This window comes from Flavobacterium sp., assembly GCF_052437795.1.
Lineage (GTDB): Bacteria > Bacteroidota > Bacteroidia > Flavobacteriales > Flavobacteriaceae > Flavobacterium.
In genome coordinates this window covers 291,177-315,542 of the sequence record NZ_JBQVPA010000001.1, presented here as the reverse complement: position 1 = coordinate 315,542, position 24,366 = coordinate 291,177, and the positions used below count along the sequence as shown (strand labels likewise).

Below are 24,366 nucleotides of genomic sequence, written 5' to 3'. Positions count from 1 at the left end.
ATTACTTTATGTCTTTGGGTTGATCGGGTTCTTCTTTGTGTGAGAAATCATCTATCTGGTGCACCAGTGATTCGGATAGCGAACTATCCTCTTCGTACTTGATGAGCTTCCTGCCATCGGCCAGCGAGCCAAAGATGTAGTACAAGCCCGGCACGATGATCACCCCGAACACGGTCCCGAAAAGCATACCACCGAGCGCTGCGCCACCAATGGTCTTGTTACCTATGGCTCCCGCGCCATGCGCAATGATAAGCGGGATAAGCCCTGCAATGAACGCGAACGATGTCATCAAGATCGGGCGGAAACGCACCTTGGCACCCTCAATGGCGGCTTCGAATATCGTGAAGCCCTCGTGCCGCTTCTGGACGGCAAATTCGACGATAAGCACCGCGTTCTTACCGAGGAGGCCGACGAGCATGATGAGGCCGATCTGCGCGTAGATGTTGTTTTCCAGTCCCATTAACTGGAGTACCAGGAACGTACCGAATACGCCGACCGGAAGCGAGAATACCACCGCCAGCGGAATGATGAAGCTTTCATATTGCGCCGCAAGTACAAAGTACACGAACGCAAGTACGATAAGGAAGATATATACCGACTCGTTACCGCGGTTGGCTTCGTCATACGAAAGGCCCTCCCATGCAATATCGTAGCCCTTAGGCAGTTTTTCGGCAACCTCTTTTACGGCAGCAATGGCATCAGCAGTAGTATAGCCTTTCGCCGGAAGGCCTTGTATAGCGGCTGAATTATACATATTATAGCGTGTGATCTCGTTGGGGCCCTGTCCTTTCACCAGTTTCATGAAAGCCGAATACGGCACCATTTCGCCCTTGTCGTTCTTCACGAACATATTAAGGATGTCTGATGGCAATCTCCTGAACTTAGGATCTGACTGCACATACACTTTAAAGAAGCGGTTGAACTTAATAAAGCCCTGCTCATAGGTACTACCCACCATAATGTTAAGGTTCTCCATGGCATCGCCAATAGATACGCCTTTCTGCATCGCAAGGTCGTTATCTATCTCAAGCTCATACTGCGGATAATTCGCCGCGAAGAAGGTGAATAGGCCTGTAAGTTCCTTACGTTTGCCCAACTCGTCCATAAACTTCTTGTTGATCTTATCAAAGTCGGCATAGTCCGTAGTAGTGTTCTTGTCCAAAAGACGCATTGAGAAACCACCCGACGAACCAAATCCCGGGATGGCCGGTGGTTCGAAAAACTCGATCTTGGCACCAAGCCCACGTGTTTTTTCTTCCAGCTCTTCCATAACTTCGACAACGGTATGTTCCCTGTCGGACCACGGCTTCAGGTTGATAAGGCAGGTACCGGCGTTCGATCCGCGGCCTTCTGTCATGATCTCATAACCCGCAAGTGACGAAACCGATTCTACGCCATCTGTCTTCTCACATATTTTCTGCAGCCTTTGCGAAACCTGGTTGGTCGTTTCCAGTGTAGATCCCGGAGGTGTCTGGATGATCGCATATATCGTACCCTGGTCTTCACTTGGTATGAACCCGGACGGAAGTATTTTACTCATATAGAACGTACCTGCACAGAAAACCAGCAATACTCCGAACGTTACTACTTTCCTGTTCACAATAAGCCTCAGCAAGCCTACATATTTACCGGTCATCTTATCAAAGCCCTGGTTGAATTTGTCCAAACCTTTGGTAAGGATGTTCTTTTTGCGCTCGTGGCCGTGATGGTTCTTAAGCAATATGGCACACAAAACAGGCGTAAGCGTTAGTGCAACAATAGCCGAAATAACGATCGAGCTCGCCATGGTGATCGAGAACTGGCGGTAGAACGTACCCACAGGACCCGACATGAACGAGATAGGCAGGAATACCGAAACCATTACTGCGGTGATCGCAATGATAGCGCCACTGATCTCGCCCAATACTTTTTTAACGGCCTGGTAAGGCGTGATGTGCGGATCTTCCTCAAACTTGGCGTGCACCGCCTCGACGACGACTATCGCGTCATCCACCACGATACCAATGGCAAGTACCAATGCGAACAGCGTAACAAGGTTTATTGACAACCCGAACATCTGCATAGCGAAGAACGCCCCGATCAATGATACCGGAACCGCCAATATCGGAATAAGCGTTGATCGCCAGTCACCCAGGAAGATGAACACCACGATGGCCACAAGGATGAACGCATCCCTGAGCGTGTGGATCACCTGCTCTATCGAGGCATCAAGGAACTGCGATACGTCATAACTGATCTTATAATCCATTCCCGGCGGAAAGGTTTCCTTCATTTCCTCAAGCCTTGCTTTAACTGCCGCGATCACATCGGTCGCGTTACTGCCGTAATTCTGCTTCAATACAATGGATGCCGACGGGTGGCCATCGAGATTCGAATAGATATCGAAGAACTCACTGCCCAACTCGGCCTTACCTATGTCTTTCAGGCGTATGGCCTCACCACTGGAGTTGGCCCTGATAATTACATTCTCATATTCTTTAGGCTCACTGAAACGGCCTTTATAGGTCAGTACATATTCAAGCGATTGCGCCTGTATGCCCGAACTCTGCCCGATACGGCCCGGACGGCCAACGATGCTCTGCTCGCCAAGGGCTTTCATTACCTCATCAACAGATATGTTGTAGGCCCTCATCCTGTCAGGGTTCAGCCAGATACGCATCGCGTAGGTACGGCTACCCAATATCTGCGTACGCCCTACACCTTTTATACGGTTGATCTCGGGGATCATGTTCACGTTGGCATAGTTGTACAGGAACTTCTCGTCCATGCTTTTGTCTTTGGCATAGAGGTTCACGTACATAAGCATACTCGGCTGGATAGGCGTGATAACCACTCCTTCCTTCTGTACGAGTTCAGGGAGGAGGGGCATTACCTGGTCTACCCTTGTCTTTACCCGTATAACGGCCTGGTTAGGGTCGGTGCCCGGTTCAAAAATAACCCTTAGCGTGGCCTCACCGGCACTGGTGGCATCGGTGGCAACATAACGTGCGTCCTGCACACCGTTGATAGCATTCTCTAAGGTAATAAGCGTCGATTTTACCAATACATCCGCACTCGCGCCCGGATAAGCGATAAATATATTTACTGTGGTAGGCGCAATTTCGGGGAATTGCGAGGTAGGCAGGCTGAAGATGGACAGCGTACCCATGAATACGATCATAATAGATATAACGATTGCAAATACAGGCCTGTGTATAAACTTGCTAAACATTGTGTTTCGGATTTAAAGTGTTGATTATTCTGCGTACAGCTCTAAATGCGACAGCACATGCTTAGGGTCTTCCAGCTTGTATTTGATCTTTTCGTTCTCTTTAACGAGACGGAGGCCTTCCAAGAGGATCTTGTCACCTGTCGACAAGCCTTTGCTTATGATGAAGATATGCGGCAGTTCGCCTGCAAGGGTTATCTCGCGCGACTTGATCTCATTATTCTTATCGATCACATATACATATTTCTTCTCAAGCACTTCAAAAGTAGCTTTCTGAGGGATAAGCATTGCGGCTTTGTATGGCTGGGTCATAACGATATTGCCGGTCTCGCCGTGCCTTAGCAGGCTTTTCGGGTTCGGGAAAGTAGCCCTGAACGCAATGTTACCGGTTTCATTATTGAAATCAGCTTCGATAGTCTCCACAACACCCGGATGATCGAACATCTTGTTGTTTGCCATCATCAGGTTCACATTCACTTTCTTGCCGGTATTAAGCTTCGACTGGATGTCCAGGTACTCTGCTTCGGGCACATTGTAATACACCCACATCTTGCTATTGTCCGAAAGTTCGGTTAGCAGGTCGCCCTCGTCCACAAGGCTTCCCAGCCTTACATGGAAGCGGTCGATGATACCATCGAAAGGCGCACGTATCTGAGTGAATTGCAAGTGGGCATTAGTTAAGGAAAGTTCGGCCTTAGCCTTGTCCAGTTTGGCTTTTGCCATAGCAAGCTCGTTCGGCGCCACCACATTGCTCTCTGCAAGGCGTTTGGTGTTCTTATATTCTATCTCTGCAAAATTGGCTTCGGCTTTTGCACGTGCATTTTCAGCTTCATACAGCTTTGGCATGATCTGGAACAGAAGCTGCCCTTTCTTTACATACTGGCCTTCGTCTACATATATTTTCTCAAGGTAGCCGCGTTCCTGTGCCCTAAGCTCAATGTGCTGTATCGACTTAACCTGGGCTACATACTCTTTGTTTATTATGGTATCCATTACTACAGGCTGTGTAGCAAGGAATTCGGTCTGTTCTTCTTTGTGCTCTTTCTCTGAGTGGCATGATGCAAGCGCCAATAGCCCGCATGCACTGAAAAGCATGATGATCTTCTTCATATTTGAAATAATACGATTTTGTTTAGATTTGATTTAAGGGGATGTGCAAGGGTATGCACTGGATCCATCCGGAGGAAAACCTCAACTACGAATGAATGGGAACGGGAATGCGCGGCGGGTCGCCACGGTTCAGATCAAATCCTGATCACCCTGAACAGTAGGTACTGCCTGGAAGAAAGGGAATGGAAAGGGTGTATGCAAATTGCAGGCCTTACAGGATCTTCGGTAAAGATGCCCGGAGCATTTGCATAATAAGCGCTTAGGCGATGATCGTTAAGCGTGATTTGTTTTTTTACAAAGTGGAGCTTACCGATAGACAGTTCCTCCTCTTCATTTTCATTTTGGGACAACTCGATGGTTTCCTGCTGCTTTTCAAAATGGACTTTAGCATAGTTGATGAGTGCCGCGTGGCAGTGAAGTGAAGCAGCCACAACACCCTCCTGGTTTGCTGCGGTTTTAGCCGCTGCAACTGAAACATCCTGATGCGCGTATAACTGGCCATATCCCCCTATGAGGATAATGGAAAGCCATAAGTAAAATCGCAACAGGTTATTTTTCATAGGGACAAAATTAGGAAGGATTTAGGAATAAACAACTGTTTCACTCCAAAAATCAATCCAAAAAAACGCGAAAACGTTAGAGTTCAGGACCTTATTTTCTCTTTTTTGAATTTAATTTAAAGGAAAATGCAAATAGCACGGAATTTTCAGGTTCTGCAGATCTGTCGATGTGCCAAAAGGACTTCATTACATCTTCAGGTAAAAGTCCTGCGTGAGGGCAATGTACTCACGGGTATAAACGTGGCGTGCGGTCTCAATGACCAGCTCATCAATAGCTATATCGGCACCTTGAGCCCTTGAGAATGCCATCAGGCTGCGTTTGGTCCCTGATCCCGGAGTTCCCTTTATGCGGGTAATTTTTACAGGATACAATTCATTCTCTTTGGCGATCGCCAAAAAGCGTGCTTCTTCCTTATAAGGCATTATGACGGCAAAGATCCCGATATCGGATAATAACAAGGATGCTGCTTCCGCTAGGTCCTCGAATGGCAGTGAGGCTTCAAAACGTGCCTTATCGCGTTGTTCGTCGCCCGAAGTATAGTCTTCGGTGTAAAATGGCGGATTGGAAACAATAAGGTCATACTCATCTTCCGGCTCGTCCATGAACTCGTCCAGGCCTGCATGGTAGCAAAACAGCCTGTCGCCCCAAGGAGAATCCTCAAAATTGTCGACACACTGCTCATAAGCCTCATCATCAATTTCGACCGCATCTATCTGTTCAGCATGGCTGCGCTGTGCGAGCATCAATGCGATAAGCCCCGTACCTGCACCAATATCTAAAACAGAAAAAGGGTTATGCTCCAACGGTGCCCATGCCCCCAATAATACGCCATCGGTGCCCACTTTCATGGCACACTTATCCTGCTGTATATTGAATTGCTTGAAGGAGAACATTCCGAAAGATTATTAGATATTCGATAGTTAGACGATGAGAGAGAATAAAGTGAGAGATGATAGACTAATAAGAAACAATAATTTACCTCAACGATCGGCAACTTGAAACTTTAAACTTTTTAACTATTAAGGTAAAGATCTACGAGCCCTTCGGGAGTATTCAGGACGATCTTTTTATTCTCGCGGTCTACCTTAATAATAAAGTCATCGATCATGGGGACCAATATCTCGATGTCGCCTTTCTTTATTTCGAAAAGCGCCTGTGCGGAGGTATCGTTCACACCAACGATCTTGCCTATGTTGCCAAGCCTTTCGTCTTCGGCATCAAAACCTATAATTTCGTGGAAGTAGAATTTATTACCCTCCAATTGCGGCAGCATGGTGATCGGAAGGTAAATTCCGCAGCCCATGATCCTGTCGGCTTCCTCTTCACTGGTCATATCCTCAAAGCGGATACGCAGGAATTCATTTTTATGGATGCGCGACTCTAAAATAAAAAATGGAACCAGATGATTGTTGAGTTCAACAAACACTGATTCCATATTTTCGAAAAACTCAGGGTCATCGGTATCCAGCCATGCCAGCACCTCTCCCTTGTAGCTAAATTTTTTGGCGATCTTGCCTAAATAGAAACAATCCTCTTTACGCATTACACCAAAAAAATTAAGCTTGTGTTTCTTCTGTGTTCTCTTCCGCAGAAGCTTCCGCAGCAGTTTCTTCGCCTTCAGCAGCAGCCTCTTCCTGAGAAGCAGCAGCAATGATATCGGCTTCAGCCTGTTTTGCAGCAGCAATACGGTCTTCGTTCACTTTTTTCTCAGCTTCAAAAGCTTTTGCTTTAGCATCAGCCTTAGCGTTAGAAAGGCCAGATACTTTAGCATCTACTTTTCCTGCTTTCTCATCCTGCCATTTAGTAAGCTTCTCGTCAGCCTGCTCCTGGGTAAGCGCGCCTTTGCGTACGCCTCCTTCAAGGTGGTGCTTCAATAGTGCTCCTTTATAAGAAAGGATGGCCCTTGCAGTATCCGTAGGCTGTGCACCGTTCCACAGCCACTCTACAGTGCTGTCCAGGTTAAGCTCGATGGTCGCAGGGTTGGTGTTCGGATTGTAAGTTCCTAGTTTTTCAAGGAATTTACCGTCCCTTTTAGAGCGGCTGTCCGCTGCTACTACCCAGTAAAATGGTTTTCCTTTTTTACCGTGTCTTTGTAGTCTGATCTTTACAGGCATGATCTTTAGATTAATTTTGAGGTTCCCGACCTCTGTTAATTGAGGGTGCAAAGATATAAAACTTTAGTATTCAATTACAATAGCGCCGATCTTTTTTGAACTTTTGTTGGTTGTCATTTTAAAAATATTAAATTTTATTGTGATTTATTCTATTTTGATTAGGATATATTCTATAAAAAACTATTTTTGTCGTTGTAAAATTTGAGTTACCCCTTCTAACTATTTAATAATGAAAAAGATTTTATCACTCATAGTGCTGTTGGTCGCTTTTACCTCGTGTGAAGAGGATGTGAAATTCAACAATCCTGCCGTACAGGCACTTAAAGATAATGACTTATGGAAAGCCACCGATTTTACAGCCGTTAAAGGGGCGGATAACACCCTGACCATAACTGCTGACAACGGATTTGAAACCCTTATGCTGAAGACACAGAACATCAATCCGGGGGTTTACCAGCTTGGTGCGGACAATAGCAGCAAGGCTTCGTATACATTATCTGTAGATGGGATAGAAATGTTTTACAGCACAGGCGCAGGCATTGGCGACGGCGAAATAACCATAAGCGCTGACCCGACAGAAACGAACATTACTGCAGGATACATTACTGGATTCTTCCATTTTAACGCAGAGAATGAAGACGGAGACGTTGTAAACTTCCAGGAGGGCGTATTCTTCAGGGTGCCAATAACAGCAGTTCCGTAACACGATTTTTACACAATAGATTTTAAGTCAATATATTAAATTTTTATTAAATTGAAATATTGGTGCTATTTATAACTAAATAACATTATATTTGTAGAGATACAAACCACTAATAGAAAATAAATTAATTAATTTTTGTATGAACATATTCGTTGGAAGCCTTCCATTCAGTTTAGAGGAGGCAGATTTAAGAGAGTCTTTTGAGGCTTATGGTGCTGTAGATTCAGTAAAGATCATTACTGATAAATTTACAGGCAGGAGTAAAGGTTTTGGTTTCGTAGAGATGCCAAACGAAGAAGAAGGCCAAAAAGCTATCGACGAGCTGAATGGTGCAACCGTATCGGGAAGGGCTATTGTTGTAAACAAGTCTGAGCCAAGACCGGAAGGTGAGAGAAGGAGCTTTAACAACAGCCGTCCAAGCGGTGGTGGTGGTTTCAACAGGGACAACAACCGTAGTGGTGGTGGCGGCGGATTTAACCGTGGCGGTGGAGACCGTGGTGGTTATAACCGTGGCGGCGGCTACTAATAAGCATAAAGCATTCACAAGAAACCATCCTTCGGGGTGGTTTTTTTTTGCCTCAACGTGAACCCCTCTTTAAAATAATGAATACTTAAAGTATTCGCCCAGCCTAAAGCAATAATATTTAGCACGAGTGGAACTTATCCGTTCTCCTTTGGACAGGGATCGGGGTCAGGTGGGCCACCTGTTGATAAATCCATTTTTTCATTCCCCGCAAATAACGTATTTTTGGGACATCTGCCCAAAACGGGTTTCTCCAACTAAAATCCCTGCCGGTTATGTACCTGATATTTGACACTGAAACCACCGGATTACCCAAGCGCTGGGACGCGCCAATTACCGATACCGACAACTGGCCACGCTGCATACAGATCGCCTGGCAGCTTCATGATGACATGGGGCGCCTTATTGAGCACCAGGATTATATCATTAAGCCTGAGGGCTTCAACATACCTTATGATGCCGAGCGCATACACGGTATTTCGACCGACCTTGCTCTTGAGCAGGGGCATGACCTGAGGGAAATACTCGGCAAATTCAACATCGCTTTATCCAGGTCAAAGTTCATCGTGGGCCAGAACGTGGGCTTCGACGTGAACATCATGGGCTGCGAATTCCATCGCTTTGGCATGGAGAACAGCATGGCCGGGATGAAGGTGCTCGATACCTGTACCGAGATAACTGCAGACATGCTGAAACTGCCGGGAGGGCGTGGCGGCAGGTTCAAGCTGCCTACGCTTACCGAGCTGCACGAATACCTTTTTGGCGAACCTTTCTCCGAAGCGCACAATGCCACCGCCGACGTTGAGGCCACCACGCGCTGCTTCCTCGAATTGCTGAAAAGGGAAACCTTCAGGCAGGAGGAACTCGATGTACGCCCTACCTACTTTCACGAATTCCGCGAAACCAACCCGCAGCCGATACAGCTCATCGGTCTGAAGCACATCAACCTGAAAAAAGCTTCGGAAGAGGTACGGTTAAGGCTTGAAAAATTAAAGGCTGCCGACACGACACAAGTCGCCACACCTCAACAGCACCATAACATTGCAGATGTCGATTTCGTACACCTGCACAACCACACGCAATTTTCGGTACTCCAAAGCACCATTAGCGTACCCGACCTGGTAAAGGCTGCTGCCAAATACAAGATGCCCGCCGTTGCCATGACCGACCACGGTAACATGATGGGGGCATTCCACTTTGTGAGCAATGTGCTCAACCACAACAAGGCTGCCGAGGCAAAGAATAAGGCGGCTGTCGAGAATGGCGAGGAGCCTTCCGAAGTGATCATGAAGCCCATAGTAGGCTGCGAGTTCTTTGTTTGCGAAGACCATAAGGACAAGACCCGAAAAGACAACGGTTACCAGATCGTGCTACTGGCCAGGAACAAAAAGGGCTACCATAACCTGGCTAAGATGTCATCGATCGCATATACAGCCGGTTTTTATTACGTACCGAGGATCGACAAGAAGATCATTGAACAATATAAGGACGACATCATCGTGCTATCGGGCAACCTTTATGGCGAGATCCCCAACAAGATACTGAACATAGGTGAGAACCAGGCCGAAGAAGCGCTGCTTTGGTGGAAAAACCTTTTTGGCGACGACCTTTACATCGAGCTCATGCGCCACGGCCAGGAAGATGAGAACCGCGTGAACCAGTCACTCATATCATTGGCACGAAAACACGACGTGAAGCTTGTAGCGACCAACAACACCTATTATGTAAATAAGGAAGACTCGCACGCACACGACATTTTACTTTGTGTGAAGGACGGCGAGAAGCTGGCAACGCCGGTAGGCCGCGGGCGGGGTTTCCGTTACGGGCTACCAAATAAGGAATACTATTTCAAGCCGGGCGAGGAGATGAAGAACCTCTTTAAAGATCTGCCGGAAGCGATAATGAGCATACAGGAGATCGTAGACAAAATAGAGATCTACTCCCTGTACCGCGACGTACTCCTTCCGAAATTTGACATTCCTGAAGAGTTTGTCGTGGCTGAAGATGATGCCGACGGAGGTAAGCGAGGAGAGAACAAATTCCTGGCCTACCTCACCTATAAAGGTGCAGAAAAACGCTATGGCGTAATTACCGATGCGATCAGGGAACGCCTTGACTTCGAATTAAAGACCATCGAGAACACCGGATACCCGGGCTACTTCCTTATCGTTCAGGATTTCATTGCCAAAGCGCGGGAACTTGACGTTTCGGTAGGGCCGGGCCGTGGATCGGCAGCTGGATCGGCAGTGGCATACTGTTTGGGCATTACCAACATTGACCCCATTGCATACGACCTGCTTTTTGAGCGCTTCTTAAACCCTGACCGTGTATCGATGCCCGATATTGACATCGACTTCGACGATGAGGGCCGCGGGCGTGTAATGGATTACGTGATAAAAAAATACGGCTCCAGCCAGGTGGCACAGATCATTACCTACGGTACCATGGCGGCCAAATCATCCATACGCGATACCGCAAGGGTACTTGACCTTCCCTTGTTTGAAGCCGACAAGATAGCCAAGCTCATACCCAACATGAAGCTGGCAAAAATATTCACGCTCGATGGCAATGCCCTCCGTGGCGCGCTTCGGAGTGATGAATATGAAAAAGTACAGGAACTCATCGGCATGGCCGATGCAGGCGACCTTACATCGGAAACCATACAGCAGGCTAAAGTGCTTGAGGGTTCGCTCCGCAATACGGGTATACACGCGTGCGGGGTAATAATTACACCATCGGACATCACCAACTTTGTCCCGGTCTCGGTGGCAAAGGATTCCGACCTGTATGTTACGCAGTTTGACAACTCGGTGGTGGAAAGTGCCGGATTGCTGAAGATGGATTTCCTCGGACTGAAAACGCTTACCCTTATAAAAGATACCGTAAAGCTGGTAAAATACCGCTTTAACATAGACCTCGACCCGGACACTTTCCCTATTGACGATGTGGAAACATACGAACTTTTCCAGCGCGGGGAAACGGTGGGGATATTCCAGTACGAATCGCCCGGTATGCAAAAATACATGAAGGACCTGAAGCCTACAGTGTTTGGCGACCTTATCGCCATGAACGCGCTGTACCGTCCGGGACCTTTAGAATATATACCGAGCTTCGTTCGAAGGAAAAATGGCGAGGAAGAAATAAAATATGATCTTGATGCCTGCGAGGAATACCTGAAAGAAACGTATGGCATTACGGTATACCAGGAGCAGGTGATGTTGTTGTCGCAAAAGCTGGCCGGCTTTACCAAGGGCGAGGCCGACGTATTGCGTAAGGCGATGGGTAAAAAGCAAAAGGACGTACTCGATAAGATGAAGCCCAAATTCGTAGCACAGGCTGCCGAAAAGGGCCATAACCCTGCCACGCTGGAAAAGATATGGAAGGACTGGGAGGCTTTTGCAAGTTATGCCTTTAACAAGTCGCACTCTACGTGCTATGCGTGGATCGCCTACCAGACGGCTTACCTGAAAGCCCACTACCCTGCCGAATACATGGCGGCAGTACTGTCGAACAACATGAACGACATCAAGCAGGTATCCTTTTTTATGGAGGAGTGTAAACGCATGGGCTTGCAGGTACTGGGGCCGGACGTGAACGAATCCTACTATAAATTTACTGTAAACGACCAAGGCGCGGTACGCTTCGGGATGGGTGCCATAAAAGGCGTAGGTTCCGGTGCGGTAGAGACTATTGTAGAAAACCGCAAGAACGGCAGGTACAGATCAATATTCGACATGGCTAAGCGCATTGACCTGCGTTCGGCCAACAAAAAAGCATTTGAAAACCTTGCCCTTGCGGGAGGGTTTGACGGGTTTGACACCACACACAGGGCGCAGTACTTCCATACCGATGTAAGCGAGAACATTTCCTTCCTGGAAAAGGCAATGCGATATGGATCGAAATACCAGGAGAATGAAAACTCATCGCAGGTAAGCCTTTTTGGGGAGACCAGTGAGGTACAGATACCCGAACCTGTTGTACCGCCATGTGAAGAATGGACCACTATGGAAAAGCTTGCCAAGGAACGCGAAGTAGTAGGTATCTACATATCCGGGCATCCGCTGGACGATTATAAGTTCGAGATGAAGTACTTCTGCAACACGAGGCTTGACGCGCTAAAAAGCCTGGAACTGCACGTAGGCAAGAACCTTAGCTTTGGTGGGATCATATCGAACGTACAGCATAAGGTTGCCAAGAACGGCAAAGGCTGGGCATCGTTCGTGCTGGAAGGGTATGACGAGAACTATGAGTTCCGTATTTATGGCGAAGAATACCTGAAATTCAGGCATTTCCTTATCGGGAACAATTTTACTTATATACGTGTGTTGGTAAAAGAAGGCTGGACAAATCAGGAAGGCAAAAAAGGTGACCCAAGGGTGCAGTTCATTGCGATCCAATACCTGCAGGACGTACTGACAACATTTGCCAAAAAGCTGATCATACAATTTAACGTAGTTGAATTGCAGGAACAGCTCATTGAAACGCTCAACCAGATATTCCGCCAAAATTCGGGAGACAATACAGTAACCTTTGAAGTAATGGAACTGGAAAAAGTTAAGAAAAAAGTAGAGATAGCTGCTGCCGCACCGGTATTGGCTGAAGTGACCGGAGAAGACGGCGACGACGAGTTTGACGCACCGGAGATCAATGCCCTTATTGAAACCGATGTTGAGGAAATACAGGTCGTTACAAAGCTGACAATGCCCAGCCGCAAGCTGAAAGTAAAGATATCGAATGAGTTATTACAGGAACTTGACAAGCTGGAACTGACCTTCAGGCTGAATTAAATTTCCTAATAAATTTTGTCTATGATGCCATAGCTAAATCTAATATAAGTTTAACATCCATTGGTTTATTAATGTGTAAATTTGTATCAAATAATAACATTCTTAGCATAAATATACTATGGCACAAGCAATAACAGATGCTACTTTTGACGAAGTAGTATTGAGATCAGATAAACCGGTATTAGTGGATTTTTGGGCAGCATGGTGTGGACCTTGCCGTATGGTAGGCCCGATCATCGATGAGATCAGCAGCGAATATGAAGGAAAAGCAGTTGTTGGTAAAGTTGATGTGGATTCAAACCAGGAGTTTGCCGCTAAATATGGTGTAAGGAACATCCCTACAGTACTTGTTTTCCAGAACGGCGAAGTCGTAGGGAGGCAGGTAGGCGTTGCGCCAAAGCAAACGTACACTAATGCCATTGACGCATTACTATAATATTGATCCATTTTGGATATTTGAAAGCCCTGACGTAATGTTGGGGCTTTTTGTTTGTAATGAATTGCGTAAAGCCAAGTGCCAAAAGAGTTTAATGTGATCATTCTTAAGATACACCCCTATCCCCTTCTCAAGAAAGATGTTAGGACTGTGTTTCTTTGGGATCAATGCTTTTCGCAGGCAACTACATTTACTTCATGGTAAATATGGTCCCATTCTGCCAATTGCAGAATGATAGGAATAAGCGCCTGGCCTTTTTCGGTAAGGCTGTACTCAACGCGGGGTGGCAATTCTTTAAACTCTTCACGCAGGAGAACGCCATCCGCTTCGAGTTCGCGTAGCGTTGTGGTCAGCACCTTTTTAGAGATGGCAGCCACCACAGCACAGATCTGCCCAAAACGTGCCTTCCGCTCCCGCAGTGCATAGATAATTATGGGCTTCCACTTGGTGCCGATAATCGCCATAGAGCGGTGTACGGGGCAATCGCTGTATCGAAAAACATCATTTTTCATAAGGTGGTTACGTTAAGGTTACCTCAATAAACTATCATTGGTTACAAAAGTAAACCATTATACCGTAACTTTGTATCACTAATTTTAAAAATCATATCAAGATGGACTTAAGCCCCTTGTTCCAACCCTTTCAATATAAGAACCTGACCCTGGCCAACCGCTTTGTAATGGCCCCAATGACGCGTGCCATTACCGCAGACGGAATACCCACCCAACTCAACGCCGACTACTATACGCGGCGTGCAGCAGGCGGCGTGGGATTAATACTAACTGAAGGCACGGTAGTGAACCGTCCATCATCCAAAAACATGAAAGACATACCTTTTTTTCATGGCGATGCTGCCCTTGACGGCTGGAAAAAAATAGCAGACAGCGTTCACGCGGCAGGCGGTAAGATCGCGCCTCAGCTATGGCATGTGGGTAATACCCCTTCCGGATGGGAGCCACCGGTCCTTTTTGAAAGCCCTGACACCATGACCACTGATGATATTGAAGCCACTATAAAAGCCTTTGCCGATGCAGCGCTTGACGCAAAGAACCTTGGCTTTGACGCATTCGAGATACACGGTGCGCACGGCTACCTCATAGACCAGTTCTTTTGGGACGGCACCAACCACCGCACCGATGCATATGGAGGAAAGACATTAAAAGAGCGCAGCCGCTTTGCTGTGGAGGTAGTGAAAGCAATGCGCGCGGCCGTTGGCCCGGACATGGTGATCATACTGCGCCTGTCGCAATGGAAACAACAGGATTACACTGTAAAGCTCGCCCAAACACCTCAGGAGCTTGAAGAATGGGTACTGCCGCTTGTGGATGCCGGCGTAGACATTTTTCACGGGTCGCAACGCAGGTACTGGGAAAATGAATTTGAAGGCAGTGACCTCAACTTCGCAGGATGGCTGAAGAAGGTAAGCGGGCAGCCAACAATAACAGTAGGATCCGTCGGGCTTACAGGTGAGTTCATGGAACTGTTCAGTAATGGTGCGGGTGCAGGAATAGCCGACATGAGCGATCTGCTGCGCCGTTATGAGCGCGGTGACTTCGACCTTGTGGCGGTGGGACGCTCGCTGCTGCAGGATCCGGAGTGGGTACAAAAAGTGAAAGACGGGCGTTTTGAAGACCTGAAGGCCTTTGAAGCTGCGAGTACTGCGAAATTATATTAATCCGCTTGGTATAATTTTTTTTTACCACATAGAAACAAACATATCTAAACTCTTTTTTTATTTTATATGTTTCTATGTGGTAATTAATTTCAGATTAAAACTTATAGCTGGCCCAACGGTTAAAATATTTAAAATCACCTCAAAATTTAGGTAAAAAAAACAGGATAAAATATTTCATCTTATCCTGTGCAATTTATGGTGAATACTTAATTTGTTAAACCATTATTCACATAATATAACTTTTCCAAAAATTATGGATTTAATTGTACTTTAAGTTCGTCTCTATCACTTCCTCTATACAGGGTCAAATATGCTTTAGACAGATCTGAATCTTTAGGTATTATGAAATAAAATACTCTTTCAGCTTTCTCACCTTTTTTTACAACCAGATCATTGCTTGTATCAAGACTTACAACATTAGGATTTGCTTTATAAAATTCAGGCGTAAAAGAAGTAAACTTTTGTATACCTTCAGATTTATCATCTGTATGAATAGATAAACTTGTATTCATTCCGGAATATGCTCCATTACATTCAAGACTTTCAAGGCCAATGTTTACAGCTAATAATTGTTGTTCTTCATTTGGCGCACCATGTTCGATATCTGTTTCAGAGAATTTAGCATTTGTAGTATAACTTACAACAGTATATTTTTCTTTTGTATAACTTCCTGTTTGATATTGTTTATCGTAAGTATTCTCGCTTTCATCTATAAATGAGGTGCCGGATACAGTTGTTTTTGGTTCCGGTCTTACAATAGCAACAGTGCTTTCTTTAGTTTGTTCCGTTGTTTGTTCATTCTTACAAGATGTCAGGATCACTGCACTTGCTAAAATTAAAATCCTAAATTGTTTCATGGTTTTAAATATGGTTAATATATTGATTAAAGCGCTAAAATTATAACAATAATCGCTGCTAACAAAAATTTCTCAAAATTAAGGAGGGCTAGTTTTAAAAGTTACCTTTTATGTTTGACTCGGTGAGTGTAATTAATTGAAGTAAAATAATTCACCAGGTACCGGTCAAAACACTGAGGCTTTGTACTACCTGTATTTTCTCTCTTAATGAGCTTTATAGTAAAACAAAAAAAAGACATTTCCACATAGCCCCGGTGATAGCGACATCCCCGACTGAGGAGGGATAAAGCGGACAACGGGACCATGCCTCCCAAAAGAAGCGTTTCGATGGCTGCTTCAAATAATTTGTCATTATCAGCGTTCCAATATAGAATTGGTGTAATTCGTGGCAGGATCTCTCCAAATTCGCTACATTTGGAATTATGAAGATAGAAGGACAATTAGAAAAGATATCGGCTTTTTCACACCTGGAGCTGCTGGCCAACCAGATCGTGGAAGGTTTTATCTCGGGAATGCACAAGAGCCCGTTCCATGGGTTCTCTTCGGAATTTGCCGAGCATAAGGTGTACAACCAGGGGGAAAGCACCAAGCACATTGACTGGAAGCTGTTTGCCCGCACCGACAGGCTGTACACAAAGCGTTATGAAGAGGAAACGAACCTGCGATGCCATATTATTGTAGACAACTCCTCATCGATGCATTATCCAAAGCTAAAGGACGGGCAGTTGTTTTATGAGAACAAGATCGGCTTTTCGGTACTGGCTTCAGCAGTGCTGATGGACCTGCTAAAGCGCCAGAGGGACGCGGTGGGACTTAGTGTGTATTCGGACACCTATGAGTTCTACGCGCCTGAAAAAGGCAGCGGCAGGCACCACAGGATGCTCCTGAACAAGCTTGAAGGGATACTTTCGGCGCCCGGACAGGCCAAAGCTACAGACACCATTACATTTTTGCACCAGATCGCACAGAAAATGCACCGTAGGTCAATGATCATATTATTCACCGACATGTTCCAGCCGGGTAATGACGAAGCGCTGTTCAATGCATTGCAGCACCTGAAGCATAACAAGCATAAGGTAGTTTTGTTCCATGTTATCGATAAAAAAACGGAGTTGAGCTTTGACTTTGACAACGCGCCGCGCAAATTTATTGATCTTGAAAGCGGTGAAGAGGTCAACCTTTTTGCCGAAAATGTAAAAGCCGAGTACGAAAAACTGGTTGACGACTATTTCAAAAAGATCGTCGACACCTGCATCCAGTACAGGATCAAGTATGTCCCGGTTTCGGTGGACGAAAAATTTGAAAAAATATTGGTCACGTACCTTGTTGAAAAACAAAAGTTTGGATAATTGGGTCAAAAATAATTTGAATTTTATTTGAAAAACACTTGCGAAAGTAAAAATGAGTTGTATATTTGCACTCGCAATCAAGCGCTGGTTTGGTAGTTCAGTTGGTTAGAATACGTGCCTGTCACGCACGGGGTCGCGGGTTCGAGTCCCGTCCAGACCGCTTAAATTGGGAAAGCCTTTCGTAAAGAAAGGCTTTTTTGCCCAATGAGGTTTTTGTAAAAGCCAGAACGCAGTTGTGTTGTTTATGCCGCGCGAGCGGTAGGTTTAGTAGTTAGACCAATGAAAAGCTTTCCATTTGTTTGGAGGGCTTTTTTGATTTTATACACTTTTGTAATTCCGTAATGCAAGTATAAACAAAGTTGGCCCCTAAGCTTTAAGACCCTATTACAAACAGGCAACAAATCTGTTCTGCGTGTGATGCTACACTTTGATGTTATTCCAAAAGCCCTTTATTATATATAAAACGAATCTCAGCAATGCGATCGTCAATTCGGCATACTTTATTTTTAGAATGCCAATTTTTAAATTCCTTAAAAATACCTATTTATAGGTATGTTTTGCATTTAAAAATACTCTTTATTTGTCTAATATATACCTACACGGGTTATTGAGCAATATGACATTAATAATATAAATAAAAAATCTTATATGAAAAACTTGGTACTTTTCCTTTTTTGCCTGCAGGCAACTTTAACTTTCAGCCAAACCAGCAAATTTAACAACGATCATTTTAAACTGGTCCAGGATATATTCCATAAAACCACACCGAAGGACCTGAATTCTTTTATGGAAAAAAATGGTTTTACTACAGATGGTGTTGAAAAAGATGAAGATGGATCTATGCATTACTTTAAAGCGGACTTTAGTCGTGTTGAGGTATATTATACCACAACAAATAAGATCATAGGTGTGAACGATACTTATGTAGGAGCCGTTAACAATACTTTCATAGAGGGAAAAATCAGGGACGCAGGGTATAGCTCTACAGACGTAACAACTGATCTTGGAGATGTTGAAATAGTGAGTAAACAGTGGGCTAAAGCGGGAACTAACATGATATTCTTAACATCAGTGGACGAAGAATTGGGAGGCGGCACCCTTATGTATGGAGCTGTAATCGAGTAAATATCAAAAAAAAAAAAATACCCCAAAGATCGCAAGGATCTTTGGGGTATTTTTTTTTGCCGGAAAAGCAAACAGATCTGTATCACACACACTTGAACAAGCTTTACATGTTAACCGCCATAATCCATCGTTTTACCTCATAAATTCGCATGCATGGTTTTTTCTTGGTAGTTTTACCTGAACGATGATCGCCATGACAAAAAAAGCACAGACCAACTTACTGCACATATTAGGTGCGTTGCTCTTCCTGAGCATCCCTATACTCGCATCGCCGGACCGTACGTCAGGACACCTGCTCCACGTAATGCCATTCCGCCGCCACTTTATAAGCTACATCCTGTTGCTCCTCTTTTTTTACGCCAACTATCTATATTTTATTCCAAAACTATATTTTAAGCAGCAGCGGCTATTTTTCTTTTTGGCTATCATCGCCTGTTACATCATAATAGCAAGCCTGCCGGGCATTTTGCTTGGCCATGAGGACATGCCGCGGCATATGCAAGCCCCTCCACTTCCGGATATGCAAAACCCAGGGATCACATTCCCCGTAATGATGTTCCTGAGAGGAGGCTCGATATTCCAGTTCCTTTTGGTGTTTTTCCTATCATTCCTCATGCGTGTGAACCAACGCCTCAACACCATTCAAAGCGAAAAGCTGAAAACCGAAGTTTCATACCTCAAGGCCCAGATCAATCCGCACTTCCTGTTCAACACCCTGAACAGCCTCTATGCTCTAACCCTGGAGAGATCGGATGCCGCACCCGAGGCTGTTCTGAAACTTTCATCCATGATGCGATATGTGGTGACCGAAAGCAGCCGCGATATCGTACCCCTGGAAAATGAGATAAGCTACATAAAAAATTACGTCAGCCTGCAGCAATTGCGAATGGACGACAGCACACCTTTCTCTTTCATCATTACCGGCAACCCTGCAGGCAAAAGCATTTCTCCGATGCTGCTGATCCCCTTCATTGAGAATGCCTTTAAACATGGCCTGAACCCCGAAGAGGACAGCTTTATTTCGGTAAGTATCGACATTAGGCAAAGCGAACTCGAAATGACCGTTAAGAATAACAAGGTAACAGTATCGATCCCGCTTGAAGAGAAAAGCGAACAGGGCATTGACAACACAAAGCAACGACTGGAATACCTTTATCCGCAAAAGCATAAATTGGCTATATTCGATACCGATGGATCGTTTGAGGTAAAACTAACACTTAGCCTGTCATGATAAAAGCAATTGCCATAGACGACGAACCGCTAGCCTTGAAGGTGATCGAGCACTTTAGCAGGCAAACTGGCTCCATTGAACTGGAAAAGACCTTTACCAATACGGCCGAAGCCCTGCGACACCTGAAGAAGTTCCCTGTCGACCTGCTTTTTTTAGACATACAGATGCCGGGAAAGAACGGCATCGATTTTTACCGTCAGCTGGACACTGACATCATGGTTATCTTCACCACAGCCTATAGTGAGTATGCGGTGGAGGGCTTCAATGTAAATGCCGTGGATTATCTGCTCAAGCCTTTCTCCTTTGAACGCTTCCTAACGGCTATAGACAAAGCGTCAAAAGAGATCCGGGCCCGTCACGCGACAGGTGAACAAAACCACCTGCTCATCCGCGCCGATTACAAGCTGCACCGTATAGAATTTGATGATATAACACTCATTGAAGGCCTGGACGACTATATCCGTATCCATCTAAAGGAAAAAAGCACGATAACAACAAGGCTATCCATGAAGAACATATTGGAAAAGCTTCCTCAAAATACTTTTTTAAGGGTACACAGGTCGTATATAGTCCCATTGCGAAAAATTAAAACAATTTACAATAAGACCATCCAGATAGATGATTTTGTTATTCCTATCGGGGAGACATATAAAGAGGAAATTAGCAAGTTCCTTTAACATTTAACGTGAATTTGCCTCTCTTCTTGAGGGATTCACCTCAATTATTTGCAACATCCTGCTTTCAGCATTAAGTTTACACACTGAATATCGATTAATAAAATTAACGGTTTTTATTTTATAATCACATTGTTCTTTAATACCTTGCGAAACTTTTTTAACATAATTTTTTACCCCCTGAACGATGAAAAAAACTATTTATATTAGGGCTTCACTAATGGCGATGCTTCTTATTTTTGGGTTCGCTGCCAATGCGCAGCAAGGACCAAAAGCCTTTGGAAGGCCATTAAAGCAGGCGCCTAACCCAAAGAACGGGCTAATACGATGCGTGAGCACAGAATATGAAGCATACCTGCAGGAAAACGACCCAGGCAGGCAATCACGCGGACAGTTCGAAGAATGGATGGCTGTTAAGATACAAGCTGTGAAAGCGCAAAGAATGGCTTCGCCGGAAGGTACGACAGCAATTATTACCATACCTGTCGTTGTTCACGTTATCCATAACGGCGATGCAGTAGGCAGCGGTGAGAATATTGCCGACGCACAGGTATTATCTCAAATTACCGTGCTTAACCAGGATTACAGGAGAATGGCAGGAACGCCGGGCTTCAACAGTAATGCTGTAGGTGCGGATGTGGAAATTGAATTTTGCCTCGCCAAAATCGACCCGGAAGGCAATGCGACTACAGGGATAGATCGTGTAAACCTGGGCGTTGCAAGCTGGAACAGCGAGAACAGCATTGAGAACACATTAAAACCAAGTACTATTTGGGACCCTACACAATATTTCAACATTTGGGTTTGTAGTTTTGGCGGCAACATGACCGGTATCTTAGGCTATGCTCAGTTCCCTAATGCGCAACAGGTACCGGGAGTAGGAAATAATAACGGCGGCGCAGATACTGATGGTGTTGTAATTGGCTATCGTTATTTCGGTTCAAGGAACATTTATCCTCAAGGGAATTATCAATTCCCTTATGACAAAGGCCGTACGACAACACACGAGATAGGGCACGCGCTTGGGTTATTCCATATTGATGGCGATAATGCTACCTGTACGACCAATACTTCGGATTCGGCTAAAGATTATTGTCCCGACACTCCTGTAATTTACGAGCTCAACTACGAGTGTGAGACAATAGATTCATGCCCGGGCAGTCCCGGTAACGATATGATCGAGAATTATATGGACTATACTCCGGATGGCTGTATGAACATCTTTACACAAAACCAAAAGACAAGGATAGTTGCCGTAATGCAATATGGCGCGCGCAGGGCTTCGTTAAAAACATCGACCGTATGCCAGGTTACATCTGGAAGGGATGATTTTGAGTTACTGAACGGCTTTAACGTATATCCTAACCCAACACAGGGAGAACTGAGTATAGCTTCAGATAATGGCAACCTGCCGGATAGCTTTACCATTTATAACAGCCTTGGGCAAACTATGGCAAGCGTAAAAGTATCAGGCACGTCAAACCTTAATGTGAATACTTCTGCTTATGCTAATGGGCTTTACTTCATCAAGCTCGACAAAGGCAGCCAATCTAAGACCATCAAGTTCATCAAGAACTAATGATTGATACTTTACTTAACAAGAAAGCGGGACACTTAAAAATGTCCCGCTTTTTTATTTATCCACTTCTTTCTAAATTCGCGTATACCTAATAAATTTTTTATTTTTACCAAATGCTATATCCTATCCGCGCTATCCTACTATTATTTATATCAATTATCTGTTACAGTTGCGCCAAAAGCACAGAGATCCCTAAAGGATCTGACAACATGTACCTTGAGATAATTTATCGTAACCCCGGCGCCCTTTTACCAATGACTATAGGCTGCCCCAACGCTAAGTTTCCTGTACCAGAAGAGAAGGGAAGTATTTATTACAATCTTAAAATTAGTGATAAAAAAATAGTGAATGATTTTTATGAAAATTATAAAAAATTGCGACACGACCCTAACGGCAAAACATACTTCGACACTAAAGCGCAGGTATATTTTTATGTAGAAAACAGGGTAGACACTCTATGCATGAACAATTTTGGCCAAACACTTTTAAATGGTGTGCCACAGAAAGACAATGCTGAGTTATTTGCGGTCATTCAGGATACAATATCTCAAAACTATCACAAGTTTAAACGCGGTAAAACCTCCAATTAAAAACAAAACTACTCCTCGGGAGCCAACTCGATTTCCAACCCTTCCAGCTCTGCTGTGACCGGTATCTGGCAACCCAGGCGGCTGTTAGGCTTTACATTAAACGCCTCCGACAGCATAGCCTCTTCATCAGGCCCCATTTCAGGCAATTCCACATCATTCAGCACATAGCACTGACAGGAGGCACACATAGCCATCCCTCCGCAAATACCAATGGTACCTTCGGGAGCAAGCTCATAAGCACGACAAACCTCCATTATGTTCATCGCCATATCTGTAGGAGCCTGCACTTCATGCACAATGCCTTCGCGGTCGGTTATCTTAAGGGTTACTTCCATTTTCTTTCAAGGTTTAAAGTTTCAGGTTTAAAGTTTCAGGTTTAAAGTTTCAGGTTGCTTACTCATACTCTAACATCTTTACGGCAAGAGTGGTAACCTGAAACTTTAAACCTGAAACAAGTAAAACTATTCAATCGCTTTAACAACCTGCTTCTCTGCTTCCTTACGGGTACCGTCAAAGCCGTCCACACCGCTTACGGTGGTGTATTTAAGCACGTATTTTTTGCCGGGGTTCAGCTTGTTGTATACGCTTTGGCACATCAGTGTGGCCTCATGGAATCCACACAATATCAGCTTCAGTTTACCTGGATACGTATTGATGTCGCCTATCGCGTAGATGCCTTCAATGTTCGTCTGGTAATCCAACGCGTTGTTCACCTTAATGGCATTCTTTTCGATCTCGAGGCCCCAATTGGCTAATGCACCCAGCTTAGGCGTAAGCCCGAACAACGGGATGAAATAGTCGGTCTCAACCTTTGTATGCGCGCCATCGACCTCAATGTCCAGCGCCTCTACCCTTTCGGCACCGTGTATCCCGGTTACCTCGGCGGGCGTGATCAGTTTTATCTTTCCGGCTTTTTTAAGTTCCTGCACTTTTTCTACAGAGTCGAGGGCACCCCTGAATTCATTGCGCCTGTGCACAAGTGTCACCTCCGAAGCCACATCAGCAAGGAAAATACTCCAGTCCAATGCAGAGTCTCCACCACCCGCGATCACAATGCGCTTATCTCGGAAGAGCTCGGGGTCTTTCACAAAATATTCAACGCCTTTATCTTCATAAAAAGCAATGTCTTCGATCAGCGGCTTGCGCGGTTCGAAGCTGCCCAACCCTCCGGCAATGGCAATGGCTTTGGCGTGGTGTTCCGTGCCTTTGTTAGTAATGACAATAAAAGTGCCGTCTTCCAGCTTTTGTACAGTTTCGGCCTTCTCATTAAGGGTAAAACCCGGCTGGAATTGCTTTACCTGCTCCATCAGGTTGGTTACCAGGTCACCTGCCAGTACGGACGGAAAACCGGGAATGTCGAAGATCGGTTTTTTAGGATAAAGCTCGGTAAGCTGCCCGCCCGGCTGCGGCAATCCGTCTATGATATGGCATTTCAGCTTTAGCAGCCCCGCTTCAAATACGGTAAAAAGCCCTGTCGGACCCGCACCGATTATAAGTATGTCTGTTGTGATCATTCTGTAATGGTAAAAAAGCTATTCAGGAACAAATGTCCCAAAAACAGCTTTCTTAAAATATGATGGTTATCAGCTTTCGCCGAATAATTTTAAGCTACGTTAACGACCGTTTCAATTTGCGGCGCGTACTTTTTGATAGTCGTTTCCACGCCGGCCTTCAGTGTCATCTGGTTTACGCTGCAGCCCACGCAGGCACCCTCAAGGCGCACCTGCACGTGCTTGTCATCCTCTATGCTGATAAGTGAAATGTTACCACCGTCAGACTCAAGGAACGGGCGTATTTCATCAAGGGCCCTTTCTACACTGCTTCTAATCTCTTCTGTTGTCATT

At 45.1% G+C, this 24,366-nt stretch carries 22 protein-coding genes and 1 tRNA gene; 12 read left to right on the top strand and 11 right to left on the bottom strand.

Annotation, left to right across the window (positions count from 1 at the left end; genetic code table 11):
• Position 1 precedes the first annotated feature (1 nt).
• From ACT6R0_RS01520 to ACT6R0_RS01495, 6 genes are all read right to left on the bottom strand, one after another.
• Positions 2-3,211: an efflux RND transporter permease subunit gene (locus ACT6R0_RS01520; protein ID WP_444650660.1), complete on the bottom strand. Its 3,210-nt coding sequence runs from the start codon at positions 3,209-3,211 to the stop codon at positions 2-4.
• A gap of 24 nt (positions 3,212-3,235) precedes the next feature.
• Positions 3,236-4,318 carry an efflux RND transporter periplasmic adaptor subunit gene (locus tag ACT6R0_RS01515; protein WP_444650659.1) on the bottom strand — a complete coding sequence of 361 codons (1,083 nt, stop codon included), beginning with the start codon at positions 4,316-4,318 and terminating at the stop codon, positions 3,236-3,238.
• A 134-nt stretch (positions 4,319-4,452) separates the two neighbouring features.
• Positions 4,453-4,878 carry a hypothetical protein gene (locus tag ACT6R0_RS01510; RefSeq protein WP_444650657.1) on the bottom strand — a complete coding sequence of 142 codons (426 nt, stop codon included), beginning with the start codon at positions 4,876-4,878 and terminating at the stop codon, positions 4,453-4,455.
• 186 nt (positions 4,879-5,064) lie between these two features.
• Entirely contained in the window at positions 5,065-5,772 is a 708-nt protein-coding gene (locus ACT6R0_RS01505) for a tRNA1(Val) (adenine(37)-N6)-methyltransferase (protein ID WP_444650655.1), read from the bottom strand.
• A 119-nt stretch (positions 5,773-5,891) separates the two neighbouring features.
• Positions 5,892-6,422, bottom strand: coding sequence for a ribosome maturation factor RimM (rimM, locus tag ACT6R0_RS01500; RefSeq protein ID WP_444650653.1), 531 nt, complete (start codon positions 6,420-6,422; stop codon positions 5,892-5,894).
• Between the two features lie 13 nt (positions 6,423-6,435).
• The gene (locus ACT6R0_RS01495) at positions 6,436-6,993 is read right to left on the bottom strand and encodes a 30S ribosomal protein S16 (RefSeq protein WP_444650652.1); all 558 of its coding nucleotides are present in this window, start codon (positions 6,991-6,993) and stop codon (positions 6,436-6,438) included.
• A gap of 229 nt (positions 6,994-7,222) precedes the next feature.
• Between ACT6R0_RS01495 and ACT6R0_RS01490 the strand changes: the two genes are divergently transcribed.
• From ACT6R0_RS01490 to trxA, 4 genes are all read left to right on the top strand, one after another.
• The gene (locus tag ACT6R0_RS01490; protein WP_444650650.1) at positions 7,223-7,696 is read left to right on the top strand and encodes a DUF6252 family protein; all 474 of its coding nucleotides are present in this window, start codon (positions 7,223-7,225) and stop codon (positions 7,694-7,696) included.
• Positions 7,697-7,835: 139 nt separating this feature from the next.
• Positions 7,836-8,222 carry an RNA recognition motif domain-containing protein gene (locus ACT6R0_RS01485; RefSeq protein ID WP_444650649.1) on the top strand — a complete coding sequence of 129 codons (387 nt, stop codon included), beginning with the start codon at positions 7,836-7,838 and terminating at the stop codon, positions 8,220-8,222.
• A gap of 272 nt (positions 8,223-8,494) precedes the next feature.
• On the top strand, positions 8,495-13,006 hold the full coding sequence (gene dnaE, locus ACT6R0_RS01480; RefSeq protein ID WP_444650647.1) for a DNA polymerase III subunit alpha: 4,512 nt from the start codon (positions 8,495-8,497) through the stop codon (positions 13,004-13,006).
• 118 nt (positions 13,007-13,124) lie between these two features.
• Positions 13,125-13,442 carry a thioredoxin gene (gene trxA, locus ACT6R0_RS01475; RefSeq protein ID WP_444650645.1) on the top strand — a complete coding sequence of 106 codons (318 nt, stop codon included), beginning with the start codon at positions 13,125-13,127 and terminating at the stop codon, positions 13,440-13,442.
• 164 nt (positions 13,443-13,606) lie between these two features.
• Here the strand turns inward: trxA and ACT6R0_RS01470 are convergent, their stop codons facing one another.
• Positions 13,607-13,954 carry a winged helix-turn-helix transcriptional regulator gene (locus ACT6R0_RS01470; RefSeq protein WP_444650643.1) on the bottom strand — a complete coding sequence of 116 codons (348 nt, stop codon included), beginning with the start codon at positions 13,952-13,954 and terminating at the stop codon, positions 13,607-13,609.
• Positions 13,955-14,055: 101 nt separating this feature from the next.
• Here ACT6R0_RS01470 and ACT6R0_RS01465 point away from each other — a divergent pair, with 101 nt between their 5' ends.
• Positions 14,056-15,117 carry an NADH:flavin oxidoreductase gene (locus ACT6R0_RS01465; protein ID WP_444650642.1) on the top strand — a complete coding sequence of 354 codons (1,062 nt, stop codon included), beginning with the start codon at positions 14,056-14,058 and terminating at the stop codon, positions 15,115-15,117.
• A gap of 251 nt (positions 15,118-15,368) precedes the next feature.
• Here the strand turns inward: ACT6R0_RS01465 and ACT6R0_RS01460 are convergent, their stop codons facing one another.
• Positions 15,369-15,974, bottom strand: coding sequence for a hypothetical protein (locus ACT6R0_RS01460; RefSeq protein WP_444650640.1), 606 nt, complete (start codon positions 15,972-15,974; stop codon positions 15,369-15,371).
• 422 nt (positions 15,975-16,396) lie between these two features.
• Between ACT6R0_RS01460 and ACT6R0_RS01455 the strand changes: the two genes are divergently transcribed.
• The 7 genes from ACT6R0_RS01455 (at position 16,397) to ACT6R0_RS01425 (ending at position 22,522) form a co-directional block, all read left to right on the top strand.
• Positions 16,397-17,323, top strand: coding sequence for a DUF58 domain-containing protein (locus tag ACT6R0_RS01455; RefSeq protein ID WP_444650638.1), 927 nt, complete (start codon positions 16,397-16,399; stop codon positions 17,321-17,323).
• Between the two features lie 86 nt (positions 17,324-17,409).
• Positions 17,410-17,483 (top strand) — tRNA-Asp (locus ACT6R0_RS01450).
• Positions 17,484-17,971: 488 nt separating this feature from the next.
• The gene (locus ACT6R0_RS01445) at positions 17,972-18,448 is read left to right on the top strand and encodes a hypothetical protein (protein WP_444650637.1); all 477 of its coding nucleotides are present in this window, start codon (positions 17,972-17,974) and stop codon (positions 18,446-18,448) included.
• 193 nt (positions 18,449-18,641) lie between these two features.
• On the top strand, positions 18,642-19,679 hold the full coding sequence (locus tag ACT6R0_RS01440; protein ID WP_444650635.1) for a sensor histidine kinase: 1,038 nt from the start codon (positions 18,642-18,644) through the stop codon (positions 19,677-19,679).
• Positions 19,676-20,356, top strand: coding sequence for a LytR/AlgR family response regulator transcription factor (locus tag ACT6R0_RS01435; protein ID WP_444650634.1), 681 nt, complete (start codon positions 19,676-19,678; stop codon positions 20,354-20,356). Before ACT6R0_RS01440 ends, ACT6R0_RS01435 begins: the two co-directional genes overlap by 4 nt.
• A gap of 184 nt (positions 20,357-20,540) precedes the next feature.
• Complete coding sequence (locus tag ACT6R0_RS01430; RefSeq protein WP_444650632.1) at positions 20,541-21,932, top strand: T9SS type A sorting domain-containing protein; 1,392 nt, start codon at positions 20,541-20,543, stop codon at positions 21,930-21,932.
• A 209-nt stretch (positions 21,933-22,141) separates the two neighbouring features.
• Positions 22,142-22,522, top strand: coding sequence for a hypothetical protein (locus ACT6R0_RS01425; RefSeq protein ID WP_444650631.1), 381 nt, complete (start codon positions 22,142-22,144; stop codon positions 22,520-22,522).
• An 8-nt stretch (positions 22,523-22,530) separates the two neighbouring features.
• Here the strand turns inward: ACT6R0_RS01425 and ACT6R0_RS01420 are convergent, their stop codons facing one another.
• The 3 genes from ACT6R0_RS01420 to ACT6R0_RS01410 form a co-directional block, all read right to left on the bottom strand.
• Positions 22,531-22,857, bottom strand: coding sequence for a ferredoxin (locus ACT6R0_RS01420; protein WP_444650629.1), 327 nt, complete (start codon positions 22,855-22,857; stop codon positions 22,531-22,533).
• Between the two features lie 126 nt (positions 22,858-22,983).
• Positions 22,984-24,036, bottom strand: coding sequence for an NAD(P)/FAD-dependent oxidoreductase (locus ACT6R0_RS01415; RefSeq protein WP_444650627.1), 1,053 nt, complete (start codon positions 24,034-24,036; stop codon positions 22,984-22,986).
• Between the two features lie 89 nt (positions 24,037-24,125).
• Entirely contained in the window at positions 24,126-24,365 is a 240-nt protein-coding gene (locus ACT6R0_RS01410; protein ID WP_265173661.1) for a NifU family protein, read from the bottom strand.
• Position 24,366 lies beyond the last annotated feature (1 nt).